This is a genomic window from Bacillus sp. FSL R7-0685, assembly GCF_038002425.1.
Classification (GTDB): domain Bacteria; phylum Bacillota; class Bacilli; order Bacillales; family Bacillaceae; genus Bacillus; species Bacillus subtilis.
This window is the reverse complement of record NZ_JBBOCN010000001.1, coordinates 591681-609297: the sequence shown is the minus strand read 5'-3', so window position 1 is coordinate 609297 and position 17617 is coordinate 591681. Positions and strand designations below refer to the sequence as shown.

15 protein-coding genes are annotated in these 17617 nt (G+C 43.5%); 8 read left to right on the top strand and 7 right to left on the bottom strand.

Annotated features, from left to right (window positions below; all coding sequences use genetic code 11):
- Positions 1–27: 27 nt before the first annotated feature.
- Positions 28–399, bottom strand: a complete 372-nt coding sequence (gene fra / locus MKY50_RS03235; RefSeq protein ID WP_069322410.1) for an iron chaperone frataxin — start codon at positions 397–399, stop codon at positions 28–30.
- A 361-nt stretch (positions 400–760) separates the two neighbouring features.
- Here fra and phoB point away from each other — a divergent pair, with 361 nt between their 5' ends.
- Together phoB and MKY50_RS03225 are read left to right on the top strand one after the other, a co-directional pair.
- The gene (gene phoB, locus MKY50_RS03230; protein WP_003234119.1) at positions 761–2149 is read left to right on the top strand and encodes an alkaline phosphatase PhoB; all 1389 of its coding nucleotides are present in this window, start codon (positions 761–763) and stop codon (positions 2147–2149) included.
- A gap of 65 nt (positions 2150–2214) precedes the next feature.
- Positions 2215–2925, top strand: coding sequence for a membrane lipoprotein lipid attachment site-containing protein (locus MKY50_RS03225; RefSeq protein WP_003244238.1), 711 nt, complete (start codon positions 2215–2217; stop codon positions 2923–2925).
- A gap of 38 nt (positions 2926–2963) precedes the next feature.
- Here MKY50_RS03225 and MKY50_RS03220 read toward each other — a convergent pair whose 3' ends face one another.
- From MKY50_RS03220 to MKY50_RS03210, 3 genes are all read right to left on the bottom strand, one after another.
- Entirely contained in the window at positions 2964–4151 is a 1188-nt protein-coding gene (locus tag MKY50_RS03220) for a macrolide family glycosyltransferase (RefSeq protein WP_003234124.1), read from the bottom strand.
- Positions 4152–4311: 160 nt separating this feature from the next.
- Positions 4312–5574 carry a glycoside hydrolase family 18 protein gene (locus MKY50_RS03215; protein WP_003234126.1) on the bottom strand — a complete coding sequence of 421 codons (1263 nt, stop codon included), beginning with the start codon at positions 5572–5574 and terminating at the stop codon, positions 4312–4314.
- A gap of 126 nt (positions 5575–5700) precedes the next feature.
- A complete protein-coding gene (locus tag MKY50_RS03210; RefSeq protein WP_003234129.1) occupies positions 5701–6375 on the bottom strand; it encodes a GntR family transcriptional regulator in 675 nt (224 codons plus the stop codon).
- Positions 6376–6623: 248 nt separating this feature from the next.
- Between MKY50_RS03210 and MKY50_RS03205 the strand changes: the two genes are divergently transcribed.
- The gene (locus tag MKY50_RS03205) at positions 6624–7361 is read left to right on the top strand and encodes a sulfite exporter TauE/SafE family protein (protein ID WP_003234130.1); all 738 of its coding nucleotides are present in this window, start codon (positions 6624–6626) and stop codon (positions 7359–7361) included.
- 35 nt (positions 7362–7396) lie between these two features.
- Here the strand turns inward: MKY50_RS03205 and MKY50_RS03200 are convergent, their stop codons facing one another.
- The gene (locus tag MKY50_RS03200; protein ID WP_014475975.1) at positions 7397–8605 is read right to left on the bottom strand and encodes an MFS transporter; all 1209 of its coding nucleotides are present in this window, start codon (positions 8603–8605) and stop codon (positions 7397–7399) included.
- A gap of 310 nt (positions 8606–8915) precedes the next feature.
- Here MKY50_RS03200 and MKY50_RS03195 point away from each other — a divergent pair, with 310 nt between their 5' ends.
- Positions 8916–9410 (top strand): MarR family transcriptional regulator, encoded by a 495-nt coding sequence (locus MKY50_RS03195; protein ID WP_341116143.1) that lies wholly within the window; start codon positions 8916–8918, stop codon positions 9408–9410.
- A gap of 15 nt (positions 9411–9425) precedes the next feature.
- A complete protein-coding gene (locus MKY50_RS03190) occupies positions 9426–10055 on the top strand; it encodes a nitroreductase family protein (RefSeq protein ID WP_003234135.1) in 630 nt (209 codons plus the stop codon).
- Between the two features lie 146 nt (positions 10056–10201).
- On the opposite strand, the gene MKY50_RS03185 is transcribed toward MKY50_RS03190, so the two are convergent.
- Both MKY50_RS03185 and MKY50_RS03180 read right to left on the bottom strand, forming a co-directional pair.
- On the bottom strand, positions 10202–12859 hold the full coding sequence (locus MKY50_RS03185; protein ID WP_341116142.1) for an MMPL family transporter: 2658 nt from the start codon (positions 12857–12859) through the stop codon (positions 10202–10204).
- Positions 12856–13314 (bottom strand): MarR family transcriptional regulator, encoded by a 459-nt coding sequence (locus MKY50_RS03180; RefSeq protein ID WP_015252707.1) that lies wholly within the window; start codon positions 13312–13314, stop codon positions 12856–12858. The genes MKY50_RS03185 and MKY50_RS03180 overlap by 4 nt, the downstream gene beginning before the upstream one ends.
- 168 nt (positions 13315–13482) lie before the next feature.
- On the opposite strand from MKY50_RS03180, the gene dinB reads away from it, so the two are divergent.
- The 3 genes from dinB to vmlR all read left to right on the top strand — a co-directional run bounded on the left by dinB (position 13483) and on the right by vmlR (position 17511).
- Complete coding sequence (gene dinB / locus MKY50_RS03175; protein ID WP_003234141.1) at positions 13483–14001, top strand: damage-inducible protein DinB; 519 nt, start codon at positions 13483–13485, stop codon at positions 13999–14001.
- A 171-nt stretch (positions 14002–14172) separates the two neighbouring features.
- Positions 14173–15549, top strand: coding sequence for an amino acid permease (locus tag MKY50_RS03170; protein WP_014475969.1), 1377 nt, complete (start codon positions 14173–14175; stop codon positions 15547–15549).
- Between the two features lie 318 nt (positions 15550–15867).
- Positions 15868–17511: an ABC-F type ribosomal protection protein VmlR gene (gene vmlR / locus MKY50_RS03165; protein WP_341116141.1), complete on the top strand. Its 1644-nt coding sequence runs from the start codon at positions 15868–15870 to the stop codon at positions 17509–17511.
- Positions 17512–17617: the final 106 nt, after the last annotated feature.

Sequence of the window (17617 nt, the reverse complement as noted above, 5' to 3'; positions counted from 1 at the left end):
ACAGCTCATATGTTATGCCTTTTTCCTTCATTTTCGCCAAAAAGTGGAGCATTCCGCCTTGTCCAGAATATTAAACTCAATCATTTTCTCAAGTAGCGTGTAATCAACTGGACCATTCCAAGGGATACGTATCAGCTGCTCGGTGTAATCATATCCGGCCTTCACAATATCATCCTCTACGTGCGCTATCGTTACTTTTTCAGGAGCGACAGCTAAATGCTTTTTAGAAACACTAAAGCCAATAATAAATGTACCGTGATCCGTAAACATCGGCTGATTCCATTTTATTTCTGTATGTAAATTTGGATATTTATTTTTTATCCAAGTTAACACCTCTTCCGTTCTTTCTCGGTGGAACGGGTCAGCAATCCCCGCTAAGTACTCAGAAAAAACGTCCATGTTGTTCCCTCCTAAAATAAAATGATGCCACTCCATATGAACTGCTCAGACATGTGCTTACACAATACCTCTTTCCAACGTAATACTTTAAATTGTTCAAGATGTAAGCGGGTTGCTTCTATGCGACTATAGCAGATTTCAGTCCGCCTATCCACGGCCAGTATCTATTCCTCCAATTTATTTCTTTAGTACTATCGCTCTTTCCTTCTAAAACTTCTCATAAAAGAATAACCATTATTTAAGGGTGCCAGTTCATTATTCTTGTAAATCCAATCTTTAAAATCGATTAATACTAGCTTAACAGTTTAAAAATATAATTGGGTTGTCATTGAGATTCATCTATATTTAGGAGGTTATCCAGTTGAAAAAATTCCCGAAGAAATTACTGCCTATCGCGGTTTTATCATCAATTGCGTTCAGCAGCTTAGCCAGCGGCAGTGTGCCTGAAGCCAGCGCCCAGGAAAAGAAAAAGGGGAACCAAGACGAAATTAAAAATGTTATTGTTCTGATTGGTGATGGTATGGGTGTGTCTTATACGTCTGCTTATCGATACTTAAAGGATAATAAAAAGACAAAAGTTGTGGAGCCTACGGCTTTTGATCAGTATCTTGTCGGCCAGCAAACAACTTACCCCGATGATCCTGAACAAAATGTAACGGATTCTGCAGCGGCGGCAACGGCTATGTCTGCGGGAATTAAAACATACAATAATGCCATAGCCGTTGATAACGACGGGTCAGAAGCCAAAACGGTGCTTGAAGCTGCGAAAGAAAAAGGAAAAGCAACAGGACTTGTGGCCACTTCAGAAATTACACACGCCACTCCGGCCTCTTTTGGTTCACACGACCACAGCCGAAAAAATATGAACTCAATTGCGGATGATTATTTTGATGAGATGGTCAACGGCAAGCACAAAATTGATGTCCTTCTAGGCGGAGGAAAGAGCAATTTTGACCGTAAGGACCGTAATTTGATTAAGGAATTCAAAAAGGCGGGGTACAGCTACGTGGATGATCGCAAGGACATGCTGAAAAACAAAGACAGCCAAGTTCTCGGCCTATTCGCTGACGGCGGCCTGCCTAAAAAGATTGACCGTACGAAGGATATTCCATCACTTAAAGATATGACAAACACAGCCATTAAAAAATTAAACAAGGATAAAGACGGATTCTTCCTCATGGTGGAAGGCAGCCAGATTGACTGGGCGGGCCATGACAATGATATCGTTGGCGCCATGAGCGAGATGGAAGACTTCGAACAAGCTTATAAGGCGGCTATTGATTTCGCTAAAAAAGACAAGCACACATTGGTTGTCGCAACGGCTGACCACTCAACCGGCGGATATTCCATCGGTGCGGACGGCATCTACAACTGGTTCAGTGAACCCATTAAAGCCGCAAAGCGCACACCAGACTTTATGGCAGAAAAGATCGCTGACGGCGCGGATGTTGAAAAAACGTTGAAAACATATATCGATCAAAAGAAATTGGCTTTAACAAAAGCCGAAATTCAATCTGTTGAAGAAGCGGCAAAATCGAAGGAAGTACTGGATATCGATAACGCAATCGAGAACATCTTTAATAAACGCTCTCACACTGGATGGACAACAGGCGGACATACCGGTGAAGATGTTCCCGTCTATGCATACGGTCCGTCTAGTGAGACATTTGCCGGCCAAATCGACAATACAGAAATCGCCAAAAATGTTTTCAAGGCTTTACAATACAACATTAAGATTAACGATAAGTAAAAGAATACAAGGTGTCCCGTTGCTTGTATGAAGTAACGGGATCTCTTTTTAATGGAGGAATCATCATGAGAAGAATTCTTTCAATTCTCGTTTTTGCTATCATGCTTGCGGGCTGCTCATCAAACGCCAGTACTGAAAAACAGCATGCAGGCGGGGAGAAAACAGTAAAAGCTGAGCCGCAAAGCACTTCATCCCAGAAGGACAGCACAGATGATTATCAGCCTAATTCCCAGGTAACTGATGACCGGACATTGCATAAGGTCGGCCAAACGTTTTCAGATGATAAAGGAAAAGCTGTCTTAAAAGATATCAAACAAGTGAACAAAACCTATAAAATTGGCGACGTGGAGTTAACAGTAAAAGAAATGAAGCTGATCCACTTGCGCCCGGACTACAGCATGATTGATTACTTTCATGAGTTAACACACGATGAAGAGTTTGATTTCGTTAAGGTTTTCGTTGATATCAAGAACACCTCTACAAAAAAAGTAAATGTTGCGCCGATTGCATTGATGAAAACAAATACGGGTGAAACCTTTGATTGGAACAAAGATATTTATCTTGAAGAGTTAAACGGCGAATTGGAAGGCGGCGCCGAAAAGTCCGGAAATCTCGGCTTTATTGTGAACGCATCAAGCGGCCATGCTCATGATAAGGCCGCGGATGCTGAGAAGAAAACAAAAGAGATCAAGTGGATCGAAATCACGACAAGTGACGTCTTTGACCATAACCATAAGAAAATCAGTGATGCTCAAAAAATCAAAATCAAGTTTTAAATCAAGAACTCCCGTACAAGGTACGGGAGTTCTTTTTCTTATTTGTTTTTTTGGCGAATCAACTCATCAATCCGCTCCATCACTTCTTCCATGTCCATACATTCTTTGAAGCTTTGATTGATTTTTTTAATGCCTGCCGTATACTGATCGTTGCGCAAAACCTCATCTACGGCCTGTTTTAATATTTGGGCATTGACTTCATCTTTAGAGATGACATAGCCTGCATGGAGTTCAGAGAGACGCTGCGCCACCATCGGCTGATCCTTGTCATGAGGCATGACAACCAGTGGCACGCTGAAATGAATGCCTTCGTTTACGCTGTTCATTCCGCCGTGTGTAATGAAAACATCCGATTGCTCCAGCACTTCCAGCTGAGGGACATACGGAGCAATGATAAAGTTTTCCGGCGCCTGCTTTAATTTGGTCAGGTCCGCTTTTTCTCCGGCAGCGATGACGACTTTTCCGTTAAAGCCTGAAAATGCATCAATACAAAGGTTGAAGAAATCCTCTGTATGATCCAGTACAGTCCCCATTGAAATATAAATGACCTTCTCATCTTTTAGCTGTTCAATCGGGAAATCTGTTTTTTCCGCTCTCTTTGGAAAGCTCGGCCCGATAAATAGACATTCATCCCCGAAACGATCACTTTCTGGCTGAAAATAACGGCTTGTATACACTACGTTCAATTCCCCTTTATTGTTCATGAATTGAACCAGGTTTTTCGGGGCAACACCGTACGTTTCTTTCATTTTTGCCAAAAGGTCTTCGCACTCTTGATCCAATTCAAGCGGCGCTCCAGACTCCGGATGCAGCGGCAGGATTTTCAGATGCTCCTCGCCAAACAGGAAAGACGCCGATGAAGAGACCCCTGGAATATCTAAGTAATCCCTCACCAATTCCCCCGCGCCGAATTTATCATAATAAACAAAATCAAATTGAATGCTCTTAGATAAGTCTTTGACAATCTGTAAAATGTCCAATGACGTTTTGATATGGATTTTCACGAAATCAAGAATGCCATTGGGCGAACCGACATGAATAGGTGTCGTTCGCAGCAGATCCCGGTGAAGATGGACCGTTGCTCCCGCTGCTTCTAATCGTTTTTTATATTTTTCAGTGGATATATAATGGACATCATATCCCTTATCGGAAAACGCTTTCGTAATGCCTAAAGTAGGATTCACATGGCCTTCCGCAGGAAAATTCAAAATCAATACTGTCTTCATGTAGACAACTCCCTCTCAAATCGTATTCTGACTCTTTGTTTGATCAGACTACTACTAATCGTAAAATGGGAACACAACCCATGCAAGGTACAAATGAATGAACTATTCTGCTGCTCTGGACTTAATCAAAAAAAAGACACCCAAGCTCTGGTGTCTTTTTTTACACTTTTCTGATCGTAAAAAATTTCCGCAGAAGCCATGGGCCCGGCGTAAAGCCCAGCGTTAACTGCCAAGCGCCAATAGCCTGCAATCTGTATTCACGGACGATCTGCATCTTCCGGCTCATGCTTCTGACATCCTCAAACCATACCTCATGCGTCCGCCCCTGCTGATCACTGTACCGGAAAAACGGTGATTGATATTCGGCTGAATATTGTATCGGGGCTTGGTACCTCATCGCTCTTTCGATTGCGTTTTGATTTGAAATCGCTGAAGCAACTGTGCCCGGCTGGTACGGGATGATCCAGTCGTACCCGTAGAGCGGGACTCCGATAATGATTTTTCTGCTCGGCACCTGCGCAATCGTAAACTCAATGGTTCTCCTTATTTCAGTAATCGGCGCTACAGGACCCGGCTCACTTCCCGCATGATGCCAATCATAAGCCATGATAAACATATAATTGACAACCGCTCCTATCCCCCCGTAATCGTAGCCCCTCAGCCATGGGATATTATCACTTGTTTTTGCAGGAACAGCTATCGTCAGCACATACCCTCCCGCCTGAAGTCGATCTCTCAGCTGGCGTAAAAATCCAGTGAAAAGATCGCGATCCGCGGCGCTCACCTGCTCAAAATCGATTGTGACACCGCCATATCCCCTTGTGGAAACTAAGTCATAAATGTTGTTGACCAGATTGGTTCTCGCTGTCGGATTGTTTAGCACTTGGTGAACAATCTCCGTACTGAAGCCTCCTGATGTAAGGTTCGTTATTGTTGCCAGCGGCGTGACTCGTCTTTGCCAAGTTGTCTCAATAGCGGCCGCATCATTCAATTGGTTTGCAATGTCGCCGTTCGGTGCAATATGGTATTCGAAAATTGAAATCGAAGACGAGTATGGCGCATAATCATTGATTAATTCCCGATCGAGGTCTGGGTTTCGGAGCACATAAAAACTTAACGTTCCCGCAATGTAATTTGAGATCGAAGGAATCGTTATTTTTGCTCCCGCTTGTAAAGCATTTGGGCTGATGCCCGGATTGGCCGCTCGCAGTCGCTCTAATGGCACAAACGCTTTAGCTGCAATGGCGGTAAGCGTATCTCTCGGCTGGACTGTATATACATAAAGAGGGATAAGCAGAGCCTGCCCCGGCACGATATTCGTTTCATCTAAACCATTCACACCCCGTATTTGATCAACAGAAGCACCGTATCTTCTGCCTATCGAAAACAAAGAATCACCAGGCCCGACGATATGGATAAACATATTTAACCCCCATTATTCGTTAGTCAAACCATCATAAAATCTTATTAACGGGGCCTCTTAGATATGTGGTGAATACATAAAAAAATACCAAGGGTTCTGCTCTCCCTTGGTACCGGATCATACAAATCAATTCTCTTTACCTTCTTCAAGCACATGCTTCAAATGCTCACAGTCATGATTGAAATGAGCCAGCACATGTTGTTTGGCTGCTTCTTTGTTTTTCTTTTTCACTTCTTCAAATATCCTGCGGTGCTCACGTAGTATCGTTTCTGCACGGTGGTCGCCGGTATAATTAAGGATTCTGCAAAAATGAATCAGGTCATTTACATGCTCAAGCAAATTTTTCAAATGTCTGTTATGGCTGAAATCAACCAGCAGCTCATGAAATTTTTGGTTTAAACGAATGATTTCCGTATCTTCCGTGCCGTTGTGAATCGCTTTCTCTGTTTCTTCAAGCTGTTTTTCGAGTATGGTCAGCTCTTCTTCGTCCGCTTCGTCTATGACTAATTCGACTGCCAGCTGCTCCAGCGGAATTCTGATTTTATAAATCTCATCTACATCTTTTGCCGTTAATGACGTGATCGAAAATCCATTTCGGTCATCCGCTTTTAACAACCCGTCTTTCTCAAGCAATCGCATGGCTTCCCTTATCGGAGAGCGGCTGACGCCAAAGCTTTTCGCCAGCTGTGTTTCGTTTATCCGTTCCCCAGGCTTAAAAGTCCCGTTGAAGATCATTTTTTTTAGCTGGTTATAAAATTGCAGGTAGTAGGGAGTCGGCTTATCTAATTTAAAATCGTCCATATATAATACCTCTTTTGAATATATTCAAGGGCTTTTCTTCATCAAAATCATATAACAGATGGTAATGGGAAGCAACAAACTGCCTTGTCAGATCCCAGAATTTGAGGTACGATATGTTTGCTGAACGACGGTCGACGGACCACTGGCAACTGAAAAAACGGCGTGTTTTTCGTCGTCAATAGGACACCATACCTCCGCCAGAATAGCGCACGATTACATTTTTACATCTTTTCAATGGAGGAAAAAATATGCTCATTATTCTTGTTATGTTTCTTCTAGGAATTATTTTAGGCTTTATTGGCGCCGGTGGAGCCGGCTTTGTCATTGCCCTTTTAACGCTTCTTTTCCATATCCCTATTCATACGGCTTTAGGCACTTCGCTTGCCGGCATGGCTTTTACAAGCTTATCAGGGGCATACAGCCACTATCGCGAGGGCAACATTCAAATGAAAATCGGCTTAATAGTCGGAGGCTTTGCTGCGGTTGGCTCATTTTTCGGCGCCAAGCTGACATCTTTTATTCCGGCTGATTTGCTTCATTATTTGACGGCTGGAATGTTATTTTTATCAGCAATTCTCATTTTAATCAGATTATTTATTTTAAAAGAGAAGGCTCAAGTGAATCAAAGCACTCTTTCAACGTATACGAGAGCGGTCATCTTAGGAATTGCAGCCGGCGTTCTTTCCGGCACATTCGGCATCGGATCGGCACCTTTTATTCAAATCGGTTTAATGATTATGCTGAATCTGTCCATTCGCCATTCTGTCGGAACGACGATGCTTGTGATCATCCCTCTGGCTGTAGGTGGAGGCATCGGATATATCACAGAAGGTTTTGTTGATTACGTTTTGCTTGTCAAAGTTCTGGTCGGGACAATGTGCGGTGCCTATGTAGGCGCGAAATTCACCAACCTCATGCCAAAGGTGGTTTTGAAATCAGCCATCTTTTTGACTCCGGCGATTGCAGGCCTGCTGTTGTTATTCTAAATAAAACAAAAAACCTGACGTCATGTCAGGTTTTTTTATGAATTCTGCCCTACTCGTTCTTTCGTTAATCCAAAAAACGCCAGTGAGCCGATGACAGCTGTCACAAACATGATGGCTCCCATCGGAACGGCTGTTGTCTCATTAATGCCTACAAGCGGTGACACGATTGAACCGAGGAGCAGCGGGAGCATCCCAAGCAGCGCACTTGCACTTCCGGCGCGGTGCCCCTGCTTTTCCATGGCCAAGGTAAACGTGCTGGTTAGAACCATGCCGATCGTAATCATGTAAATGAAAATGGATATGACTAATGTAGCAAGAGGACCGTGAATCATGGTCATGGTTAATAGCACAGCCGTCGCAATCATAGCCGTAATGACCGCTATACGAAGCAGGCTTTTTTCATGAATGATTCCGCCAAAGCGTCCGATGATAAAGCTGCCCGATATAATCGCCAGCCCGTTAATGCCAAAAAGAATACTAAATACCTGCGGAGACACCCCGTAGATATCCTGGTATACAAAAGGCGTACCAGACACATATGCAAAGCTTCCCCCGTGAATAAATCCGACAGTTAACGCGTACCCCATAAAGGATCGATCCTTCAGCAGGCTGCCCATCGTTTTGACAGATGTTCCGATTGAGCTTGGAATCCGTTTTTCCGGCGGAAGCGTTTCTTTTAACCTCAATGCAATCAGAAGAACGAGTAAAAATCCGATGATCATGAGGACGTGAAAAATTGTATGCCACGTTGCGAACGGCAAAAGCAAAATGGCACCGCCTGTCATAGGCGCAACCATTGGCGCCACCGCGGTAATGACCATTAACAGCGAGAAAAATTTAGAAAGCTCTCTTCCGGTAAACACATCGCGGACGATTGCGCGAGACAGCACAAGCCCTGCAGAAGCAGTGAAGCCCTGTAAAAAACGCGCAGCCACTAAAGTTGTTATATTGGGCGACAGTGCACAAAACAGAGAAGATAACGCAAATAAAAAAATACAGATTAATAGCGGTTTTCGTCTTCCCTGCGCATCGCTGACCGGCCCGACAATCAGCTGGCCGATCGTAAGTCCGACCAGACAGGCTGTTAAACTTAACTGAACAAGTGAAGCACTTGCTGATAAATCTTCCGCGATTTCAGGAAAACTTGGCAAATACATATCTATATTAAGCGGGCCCAATATAGCAAGCATGCCGAGCAGAAACGCTAGTGCCAAGCGTTCTTTTCCAGTTGGATTGTGCAGCATGTTATCAAACCTTCCCTTCAACCTAGTCCCTTATATAATGGATGTCAGCTCCAACTATGGATTGAAGCTGTGAAACATTTGTATATTGTATCATAACTTTCAGCCTGTGAAAGCCGCTTGAGCATGGGCTCGGCAAAGTGATATTCCGAACACCTATAAATGGGAATGATGCAGAGAATCATCGTGACCAGCATCATCTGAAGAAGCGGCCAGCTTTTTATCTAAGTTCTAGCCTAGCGAATTTTATACGCTGGGAGGTTTTTCTAGAGTGCAAATGGCTTGCAAGATGAAATCAATCGTTGTATATTAATTGACGTGTCAATCATTGATATATCAATTAATGGTTTTGACAGGAAAGAAGGGATGGGTTTTGGCGTCATTTTGTTCAGAGGAAGCCGAGATTTTATATCAGCTGCAAGGCGTGAACAAGGTGATTGGCGTGAAGTTCGAGGCATGCACGGGCATCAGCCAATCTCGTTTGGAATTGCTGACATTGCTTTATCATGCAGATGAGATCAGTCAAAGCGACCTTCAAAAGAAAGTAAATATCGATAGCGCAGCCGTTACCAGACACCTGAAACAGCTGGAAGCCAAAGGCATGGTATCAAGGCGGCGCAAGCCCGAGGACAACCGCATCACCCTTGTTCGGTTAACAGACCAAGGAAGAGAGCGAATTGAGTCTTCTAAGAAGGAAAAGGAGCGTTTCATGAAGGAAATGCTCGCAAATGTAAGCGCAGAAGAACGCCGCCTGCTCATTGATGTGCTGGCGCGCATGCGAAACAATATAAATAATATCGAAGCTTAAGAGGAGTGTATCAACATGATCAAAACAAACGATTTTATGGAAATTATGAAAGGCCGCCGTTCTATTCGCAACTATGATCCGGCAGTAAAAATCAGCAAAGAAGAAATGACAGAGATCTTAGAGGAAGCAACAACTGCGCCATCTTCTGTTAACGCGCAGCCATGGCGTTTTCTTGTCATTGACAGCCCGGAAGGAAAAGAAAAGCTCGCACCGCTTGCAAGCTTTAACCAAACACAGGTCACAACATCGTCTGCTGTCATCGCTGTATTTGCAGACATGAACAATGCAGACTACTTAGAAGAAATCTATTCAAAAGCCGTGGAACTTGGTTACATGCCGCAGGAGGTCAAAGACAGACAAATCGCCGCGCTGACCGCACATTTTGAAAAGCTTCCGGCACAGGTCAACCGTGAAACGATCCTGATTGACGGAGGTCTCGTTTCCATGCAGCTGATGCTGACTGCACGCGCGCATGGCTACGATACAAACCCGATCGGCGGATACGATAAAGAAAACATCGCGGAAACCTTCGGATTAGATAAAGAACGTTATGTACCAGTCATGCTACTCTCTATCGGAAAAGCAGCAGACGAAGGCTATGCTTCCTACCGTCTGCCGATTGATACAATTGCAGAATGGAAATAAAACAAAGAGCCTAGGAATGTTTTCCGGGCTCTTTGTTTTTAAGTACAGCCGCCGTTTGATCGTCTGACCTTTTTCGGGTAACACGTCTGAAGTTAGTCGTTTAGTCATGAAAAAAGAGTGATGACCATTCATCACTCTTCTCTCGATTATTCTTTTCCTTTCTTCCTTCCGAACGGCCACCAGTTTCCTTCTCCAAAAGTTGCAATGATTGCCGGAATGAAAAGCGGAAGTATGACAAGGCCGTAAAGCAAGAGCCCGATGATAATAACACTTGCCACCTGCATCAGTGTATTGACGCCTGAAGGCATCATCGCCGCGAACGTACCGGCCAATATAATGGCAGCTGTAATAATGACAGATCCCATTTTGCTCATTGACCTGACGACACCTTGCTCAATGCCAAGGTGCACCTCTTCCTTAAATCGATCCAGCAAGAAGATTGAATAATCTACCCCTAACGCGATCAAGATGACAAAGCTGAAGAATGGCACTGCCCAGCTGACACCCGCGTTTCCTAAGCCGTTTACAAAAATTAATTCTGTTATGGATATCGACGTATAGTACGTCAGCAGCAATGACGCGATCATATAAATCGGCATGATCATTGAGCGGAACAAAATGGTTAACACGATAAACAGGCCTATAATCATAATCACCATTGTTCTGGAGAAGTCCGTTGTGGACAGCTCCTTTAAGTCCGCATTCATACTCGTGACCCCGCCGTATACGATCTGTGCATCCTCCAAAGGAGTGCCGTCAACTTCGTTTGCTACAGCTTTTTTGATTTGGTTTATTGTCGTAATAGCTTGTTCTGAGTACGGATTTGAATCCAGAACGACACTTAATTGAACACCTTTTCCGTCTGCAAAGGAATACTGGTCAATTGACTTCTTAAAGTCTTTGTCCTTCATTACTTGATCAGGAATGAATATGCCTGTATCTCTTACAGTTGGACTTTTGCTCATATCCTCTAACATATCACTGGAAGCTGTAATACCGTCAGAGACTTTCGTCAGGCCCTGATTTGCGCTCCTCACACCTTCGGACAGCTTCTTCAGGCTTTCTGTCAGCGTTCCAGCTTGTGCCTGCTGGCCTGAGAGCTGTTGGTTCGCTTGTTCAAGGCCGGTTTGAATCTGGCCAAGCTGTCCGCTTATTGCCGTAAGCTGCTGCACGGTCTGTGCGGTATTGCCGGTTTGGGAAATCTGTTTGCTCACGAGCTGCAGCTGCTGATTGATTTTGCCCAAGCCATCTGCCGCATCGCCCAGTGAACCGCCAGACCCTCCATTTGAGGCCGAGCCGGTTTGCCCTGCCATTTGATTCAGTCCGTTTTCTATATCCGTTAATCCGCTTTGGACATCTGCAATCCCTTTCACCGTCTTATCCAGCCCGTCTGAAACCGATCCTAGCTGGTTATCAATATATAAATCTTTGATTTTTTCACCAGTCGGCTGCGTAATGGTCATAACAGAGTCAACATGATCAACTTTCTCGATCGCTTTGCTGATATTTCCTAGATAGGGGATTGTATCAGCTGTTGTAAGATCTTTGTCTCCTTTTACGACAACATTGATCGGGAACGCTTTTCCTTCCCCGAATCCATCCTTAATGGCCTCGAGAGCTTTTATAGATTTATAATCGCTGCTGATTTCCGCAGTTGAGTCGAATGAAATCTGGTCATCATAGGTCAAGATGAACGGAAGCGTAATCACCACCGTGATGACAATGAACAGAAACGGACGCGCAACGGAGTGTCTGCCGAGAAACGCCCATAGTTTGTTATCACTGTGTGACAGCACTTTCTTAGAAGGCCAGAATAATTTTTCACCCAGCGTCACCATAAATAATGGCAGCAGTGTGTAGAGGATGATCATTAAAATTCCCACACCGACTGCTACCCCTACTGCGGATTGGAAAATCGCAAACTTCGCAAATCCTAAGGCGGAAAATCCGATCAATACCGCAAATCCGCTGATAAATAAGGTTTTTCCCCCTGTGCGGTAAGCGGTAAGCGCCGCTTCTTTTTTATCATGCCCGTTTGCCAATTCTTCACGGAATCGTGTAAGAAGCAGTATGCAGTAATCTGTTCCAATGCCGAACAAGATCGCGACTAAGAAGGTTTGCGTAAACGTCGAGATAGGAAAATCAACATTGTATACAAGGATGCCCAGTATGGATTGACTGATCAGATAAGAAAAACCGACAACCACAATCGGGATAAAAGGCGTCACAACAGATCGGAACACGATCAACAGTAAACCGATGATCAGGCAGACTGTGATCACTTCCGTTTTCTTAAGCCCTTCCTCTGAGCTGTGAGCGAAATCCTGGTTGATAAGGGAAGCTCCCGTAATATATGCCGTCAAATCATCAGGAACGATTTGATAAATCTCGTCCGCAATTTTTTCCGCCTTTTTATCAGAACCTGTAATCGTGATAGGCATGAGAACGGTTTTCTTGTCTTTAGACATCAACTGGTCTTTGACTTCTTTTTCCGCTGACAGAGGAGATGTTACCTCTTCTACACCGTCGATCTTTTTGATTTTATCGATCATTATCCGAAGCTGATTCTCTGTTTCTTTCTTTAGAGCATGGTCTAACGTAAAGACGACACTGATCGAATTATTGTCTTCTCCCGCTTGTTTTAAAATGGCGTTTGCCCTTTCTGAAACAGCATCAGCGGGAAGCTGGGCCTGCCCCTTTTGATTGGCCAGCTCCGTTAAGTTCGGAGAAAACAAACTCAAAACGACGGTAAGTGCTAATACTATGGCTGCAATTGCCCACTTGAATTTGATGATTGCTCTCATTCGGCAGAATCTCCTCCTTTAAATTTGCTTTTTAAAATGGTGAATATCTCGATGATGGAATGTAAGTGTTCCTCATCTATATCATCAATCAGCGGTTTGAGCGCGTTAAAGATGGCAGAATCTAATTCTTCTAGTATGTGTTCACCACTGGGTGTAATGTTAATAAGCTTAGAGCGCCTATCACTTTTTGCCGGACAGTCGTCCCATTGAACCAATCCCTTTTCGAGCAGCTTTTTCAGTCTGTTAGAGATCGCGCTCTTATGTACATTTTGGTACATGGCCAGGCTGCCGGGAGAGGTTGGGCCCTTGACTTTTAAAATTTTCAACAGGTCTGCCTGTTCCCTTGAGATATGCTTGAAGACATCCTGATTGATTTCACGATGCACAAATTCTGTCCCTTCAAGCAGGACTTCCACAAACAGGTTTATCGCCTGACATAGCTTTTGTTCATTCAATATCTTCCCCTCCTCATTATAGTTTACCCCGCTAAACTTTATGTTCAATGTCATTTAGTTTATTCCTCTAAACTATATATGTCAACAAATTTTATTTTCGAGCACTCTACATAAGAACTCACGTTCGTGTATAATGGAAGCTATACACACGAAAGGGGGAATTTTAACATGTCAGATTTTGCATTCAAATTGTATGAATATAACGTCTGGGCCAATCAACAAATATTCAACCGATTAAAAGAGCTTCCAAAAGAGATATACCATCAAGAAATTCAAAGCGTGTTTCCGTCAATATCCCATGTATTGTCTCATGTTTATCTTTCTGATCTCGGCTGGATTGAAGTGTTTTCCGGCAAAACCTTGAGCGATGCGTTGGCTTTAGCTGAACAGCTTAAAGAACAGACAGAGGCTAAAGAAATAGAGGAAATGGAAGACCTTTTTCTGAGGTTATCCGAGCGCTATATACTATTTTTACAGCAAAAAGAACAGCTCAATAAGCCACTCCAGATTCAAAATCCCTCAAGCGGAATCATGAAAACAACTGTTTCCGAACTGCTTCCCCACGTTGTCAACCACGGGACATACCACCGCGGCAATATCACAGCAATGCTGCGGCAGGCAGGCTACGCATCCGCACCGACAGATTACGGGCTCTACCTGTTTATGACAAAAACTGAAAAAGCATAAAAAAGCGGCTCCCTAAATGGAGCCGCTTTTTTCGGGAAATAGTCCAAATCACATTAAAATTCTTTTCATCAATCCTTTTTTAGTAAAAAAGATAGAAATTTTAGTGTTATAATAATCATTAAAAATAGATTGCTGACTCAATAAACAATTTTCAATGGAGGAACACATAAAGTGACAGACGACATGACGAAAGACAATATAAATCAGCAAACGTTGCAGAGAGGCTTGAAAAACAGGCATATCCAGCTCATCGCCATTGGCGGAGCCATTGGGACAGGCTTATTTCTCGGCTCGGGCAAATCGATTCATTTTGCCGGACCTTCGATTTTATTTGCTTATATGATCACAGGGATCATTTGCTTTTTAATTATGAGATCGCTGGGTGAACTGCTGTTATCAAACTTGAACTATCACTCTTTTGTGGATTTTGTACAAGACTACCTAGGCGATATGGCAGCATTTATCACCGGCTGGACATATTGGTTCTGCTGGATTTCCATTGCGATGGCTGATCTGACAGCAGTCGGGCTCTACACTCAATATTGGCTCCCGGGTGTGCCGCAATGGGTGCCTGGCTTAATCGCTCTAATTATTTTACTGATTATGAACCTGGCGACAGTCAAGCTGTTTGGAGAATTAGAATTTTGGTTTGCTTTGATTAAAGTCATTGCCATTTTGGCGTTAATCGTCATTGGCCTTGTGATGATTTTCAAAGGCTTTTCCACAAGCTCAGGAGTGTCCAGCTTCACAAATCTCTGGAGCCACGGAGGCCTGTTCCCGAATGGCATGCACGGGTTTATCCTCTCGTTCCAGATGGTTGTGTTTGCTTTTGTCGGCATTGAGCTTGTCGGGCTTACGGCCGGTGAAACAGAAAATCCTGAAAAAGTAATCCCTAAGGCGATCAACAATATTCCTGTCCGTGTGCTGCTTTTTTATATCGGGGCTCTTCTCGTAATTATGAGCATCTATCCTTGGGATGTCATCAATCCCAGCGAAAGCCCATTCGTACAAGTATTTGTCGCGGTTGGCATCGTCGGGGCTGCAAGTATTATCAACTTTGTTGTGTTGACATCTGCTGCTTCAGCATGCAACAGCGCTGTATTCAGTACAAGCCGTATGGTCTATTCCCTGGCGAAAGATCACAATGCGCCTGAGTCAATGGCGAAACTGACTCAGCGTAAAGTGCCTAGAAATGCTTTATTCTTTTCAGCTATCGTGATTTTAATCGGTGTTACGTTAAACTACATCATGCCAGAAGGCGTATTCACCCTGATCACAAGTATTTCAACCGTATGCTTTATCTACATTTGGGGAATTACGGTCATCTGCCATATGAAATACCGCAAAACAAGACCTGAATTAGCGAAAACAAACAAGTTTAAGCTTCCGCTTTATCCGTTTACAAATTACCTGATTCTTGCGTTCCTGGCGTTTGTTCTGGTTGTGCTGGCACTGGCACAGGATACTCGTGTTTCCTTATTTGTCACACCGGTTTGGTTTATTTTGCTGATTGTGATTTATAAAGTGAGAAAAGCGAAGCATCAATAAGACTCAAAACTCCTGCCTCAAAAATGAGAGCAGGAGTTTTTTTGATGAAAATGACCTTTGCTTTTGAATTTGAAGGTATGCTATAGTGTTTGTAATCAAAACAAGAAGGGATGATGGGTGGACAATGATTAACTAATCTTATTTTTACCGTTTGAAATCAATATTTCAAATCAAAAAATAGGATTAGTCTGCCCATTTTCTATATATACGACCTGCTATTTATAAAAAATAGCTTATTTGATCATGCACAGGCACGGCTAATCCTTCCAACACATTTGGGAGGATTTTTTTATTCTCCCTTTAAAGCGAGGGATATGGATGAAAGAGATCGTAACATTAACAAACGTTAGCTATGAAGTGAAGGATCTGACTGTTTTTAAAAATATAAATGCCAGTGTTCAGCAAGGAGATATCATTGGGATTATCGGCAAAAACGGCGCTGGGAAATCTACGCTGCTGCACCTCATTCACAATGACTTAGCCCCTTCCCAGGGTCAAATCCTTCGAAAGGATATAAAACTGGCTTTGGTTGAACAGGAAACAGCGGCATATTCCTTTGCGGATCAGACACCTGCCGAAAAGAAGTTACTGGAGAAATGGCATGTGCCTCTTCGTGATTTTCATCAGTTAAGCGGCGGTGAAAAACTGAAAGCGCGGCTGGCGAAAGGACTATCAGAGGATGCAGATCTGCTGCTGTTAGATGAACCGACAAACCACCTTGATGAAAAAAGCTTGCAATTTCTCATCCAACAGCTGAAACATTATAGCGGCACGGTGATTCTCGTTTCTCACGATCGATATTTTTTAGACGAAGCCGCAACAAAAATATGGTCGCTTGAGGATCAGACGCTGATTGAATTCAAAGGGAATTACTCCGGGTATATGAAGTTCCGGGAGAAGAAAAGACTCACCCAGCAGCGTGAATATGAAAAGCAGCAAAAAATGGTTGAACGGATTGAAGCACAAATGAATGAGCTCGCTTCTTGGTCGGAAAAAGCCCATGCTCAATCGACGAAAAAGGAAGGGTTTAAAGAATATCATCGGGTAAAAGCGAAGCGTACGGATGCCCAGATAAAATCCAAGCAGAAGCGGCTTGAAAAAGAGCTGGAAAAAGCAAAGGCGGAACCCGTTACCCCAGAATATACAGTCCGCTTTTCAATCGATACAACCCACAAAACAGGAAAACGTTTTTTAGAAGTTCAGAATGTAACAAAAGCGTTTGGAGAAAGGACCCTCTTTAAAAACGCAAACTTTACGATTCAGCACGGCGAAAAGGTTGCGATCATAGGCCCCAATGGCAGCGGAAAAACGACATTGCTGAACATCATTCTTGGACAGGAAACAGCAGAAGGAAGCGTATGGGTGTCGCCGTCCGCAAACATCGGCTATTTAACGCAGGAGGTGTTTGATTTGCCTTTAGAACAAACACCGGAAGAGTTATTTAAGAATGAAACATTCAAAGCAAGGGGGCACGTTCAAAATCTGATGAGGCACTTAGGTTTTACAGCCGCCCAATGGACTGAACCGATCAAGCATATGAGTATGGGTGAGCGTGTAAAGATCAAGCTGATGGCATATATTCTGGAGGAAAAAGACGTGCTGATTTTAGATGAGCCGACAAACCATCTCGACCTGCCGTCACGCGAACAGCTGGAAGAAACACTATCACAATACAGCGGCACATTGCTGGCGGTATCACATGACCGATACTTTCTCGAAAAAACAACAAACAGTAAACTCGTCATCTCGAACAATGGCATCGAAAAGCAGTTAAACGACGCTCCTTCAGAAAGAAATGAGCGGGAGGAGCTTCGGTTAAAGCTTGAGACAGAAAGACAAGAAGTGCTGGGAAAGCTCAGTTTTATGACGCCAAATGATAAAGGGTATAAGGAGCTTGATCAGGCTTTCAATGAGCTTACGAAACGAATAAAAGAGCTGGATCATCAAGACAAAAAAGACTGAGGGAGAAAGTTCAAGCGGCATTGAAAAGGACAACTGCTGTTGTCCTTTTTTCTTTATATGTTCAAGCCTTCCCATGACCTTAATGTTTCTAATGATGACTTATAGT

Bases quoted from the DNA above. Each gene is read 5' to 3' on its own strand.
- MKY50_RS03200 (WP_014475975.1), bottom strand. From the start codon at position 8,605: ATGCTGCACAATCCAACTGGAAAAGAACGCTTGGCACTAGCGTTTCTG.
- MKY50_RS03205 (WP_003234130.1), top strand. From the start codon at position 6,624: ATGCTCATTATTCTTGTTATGTTTCTTCTAGGAATTATTTTAGGCTTT.
- vmlR (WP_341116141.1), top strand. From the start codon at position 15,868: ATGAAAGAGATCGTAACATTAACAAACGTTAGCTATGAAGTGAAGGAT.
- MKY50_RS03210 (WP_003234129.1), bottom strand. From the start codon at position 6,375: ATGGACGATTTTAAATTAGATAAGCCGACTCCCTACTACCTGCAATTT.
- MKY50_RS03215 (WP_003234126.1), bottom strand. From the start codon at position 5,574: ATGTTTATCCATATCGTCGGGCCTGGTGATTCTTTGTTTTCGATAGGC.
- fra (WP_069322410.1), bottom strand. From the start codon at position 399: ATGGACGTTTTTTCTGAGTACTTAGCGGGGATTGCTGACCCGTTCCAC.
- MKY50_RS03220 (WP_003234124.1), bottom strand. From the start codon at position 4,151: ATGAAGACAGTATTGATTTTGAATTTTCCTGCGGAAGGCCATGTGAAT.
- MKY50_RS03190 (WP_003234135.1), top strand. From the start codon at position 9,426: ATGATCAAAACAAACGATTTTATGGAAATTATGAAAGGCCGCCGTTCT.
- MKY50_RS03185 (WP_341116142.1), bottom strand. From the start codon at position 12,859: ATGAGAGCAATCATCAAATTCAAGTGGGCAATTGCAGCCATAGTATTA.
- dinB (WP_003234141.1), top strand. From the start codon at position 13,483: ATGTCAGATTTTGCATTCAAATTGTATGAATATAACGTCTGGGCCAAT.
- MKY50_RS03225 (WP_003244238.1), top strand. From the start codon at position 2,215: ATGAGAAGAATTCTTTCAATTCTCGTTTTTGCTATCATGCTTGCGGGC.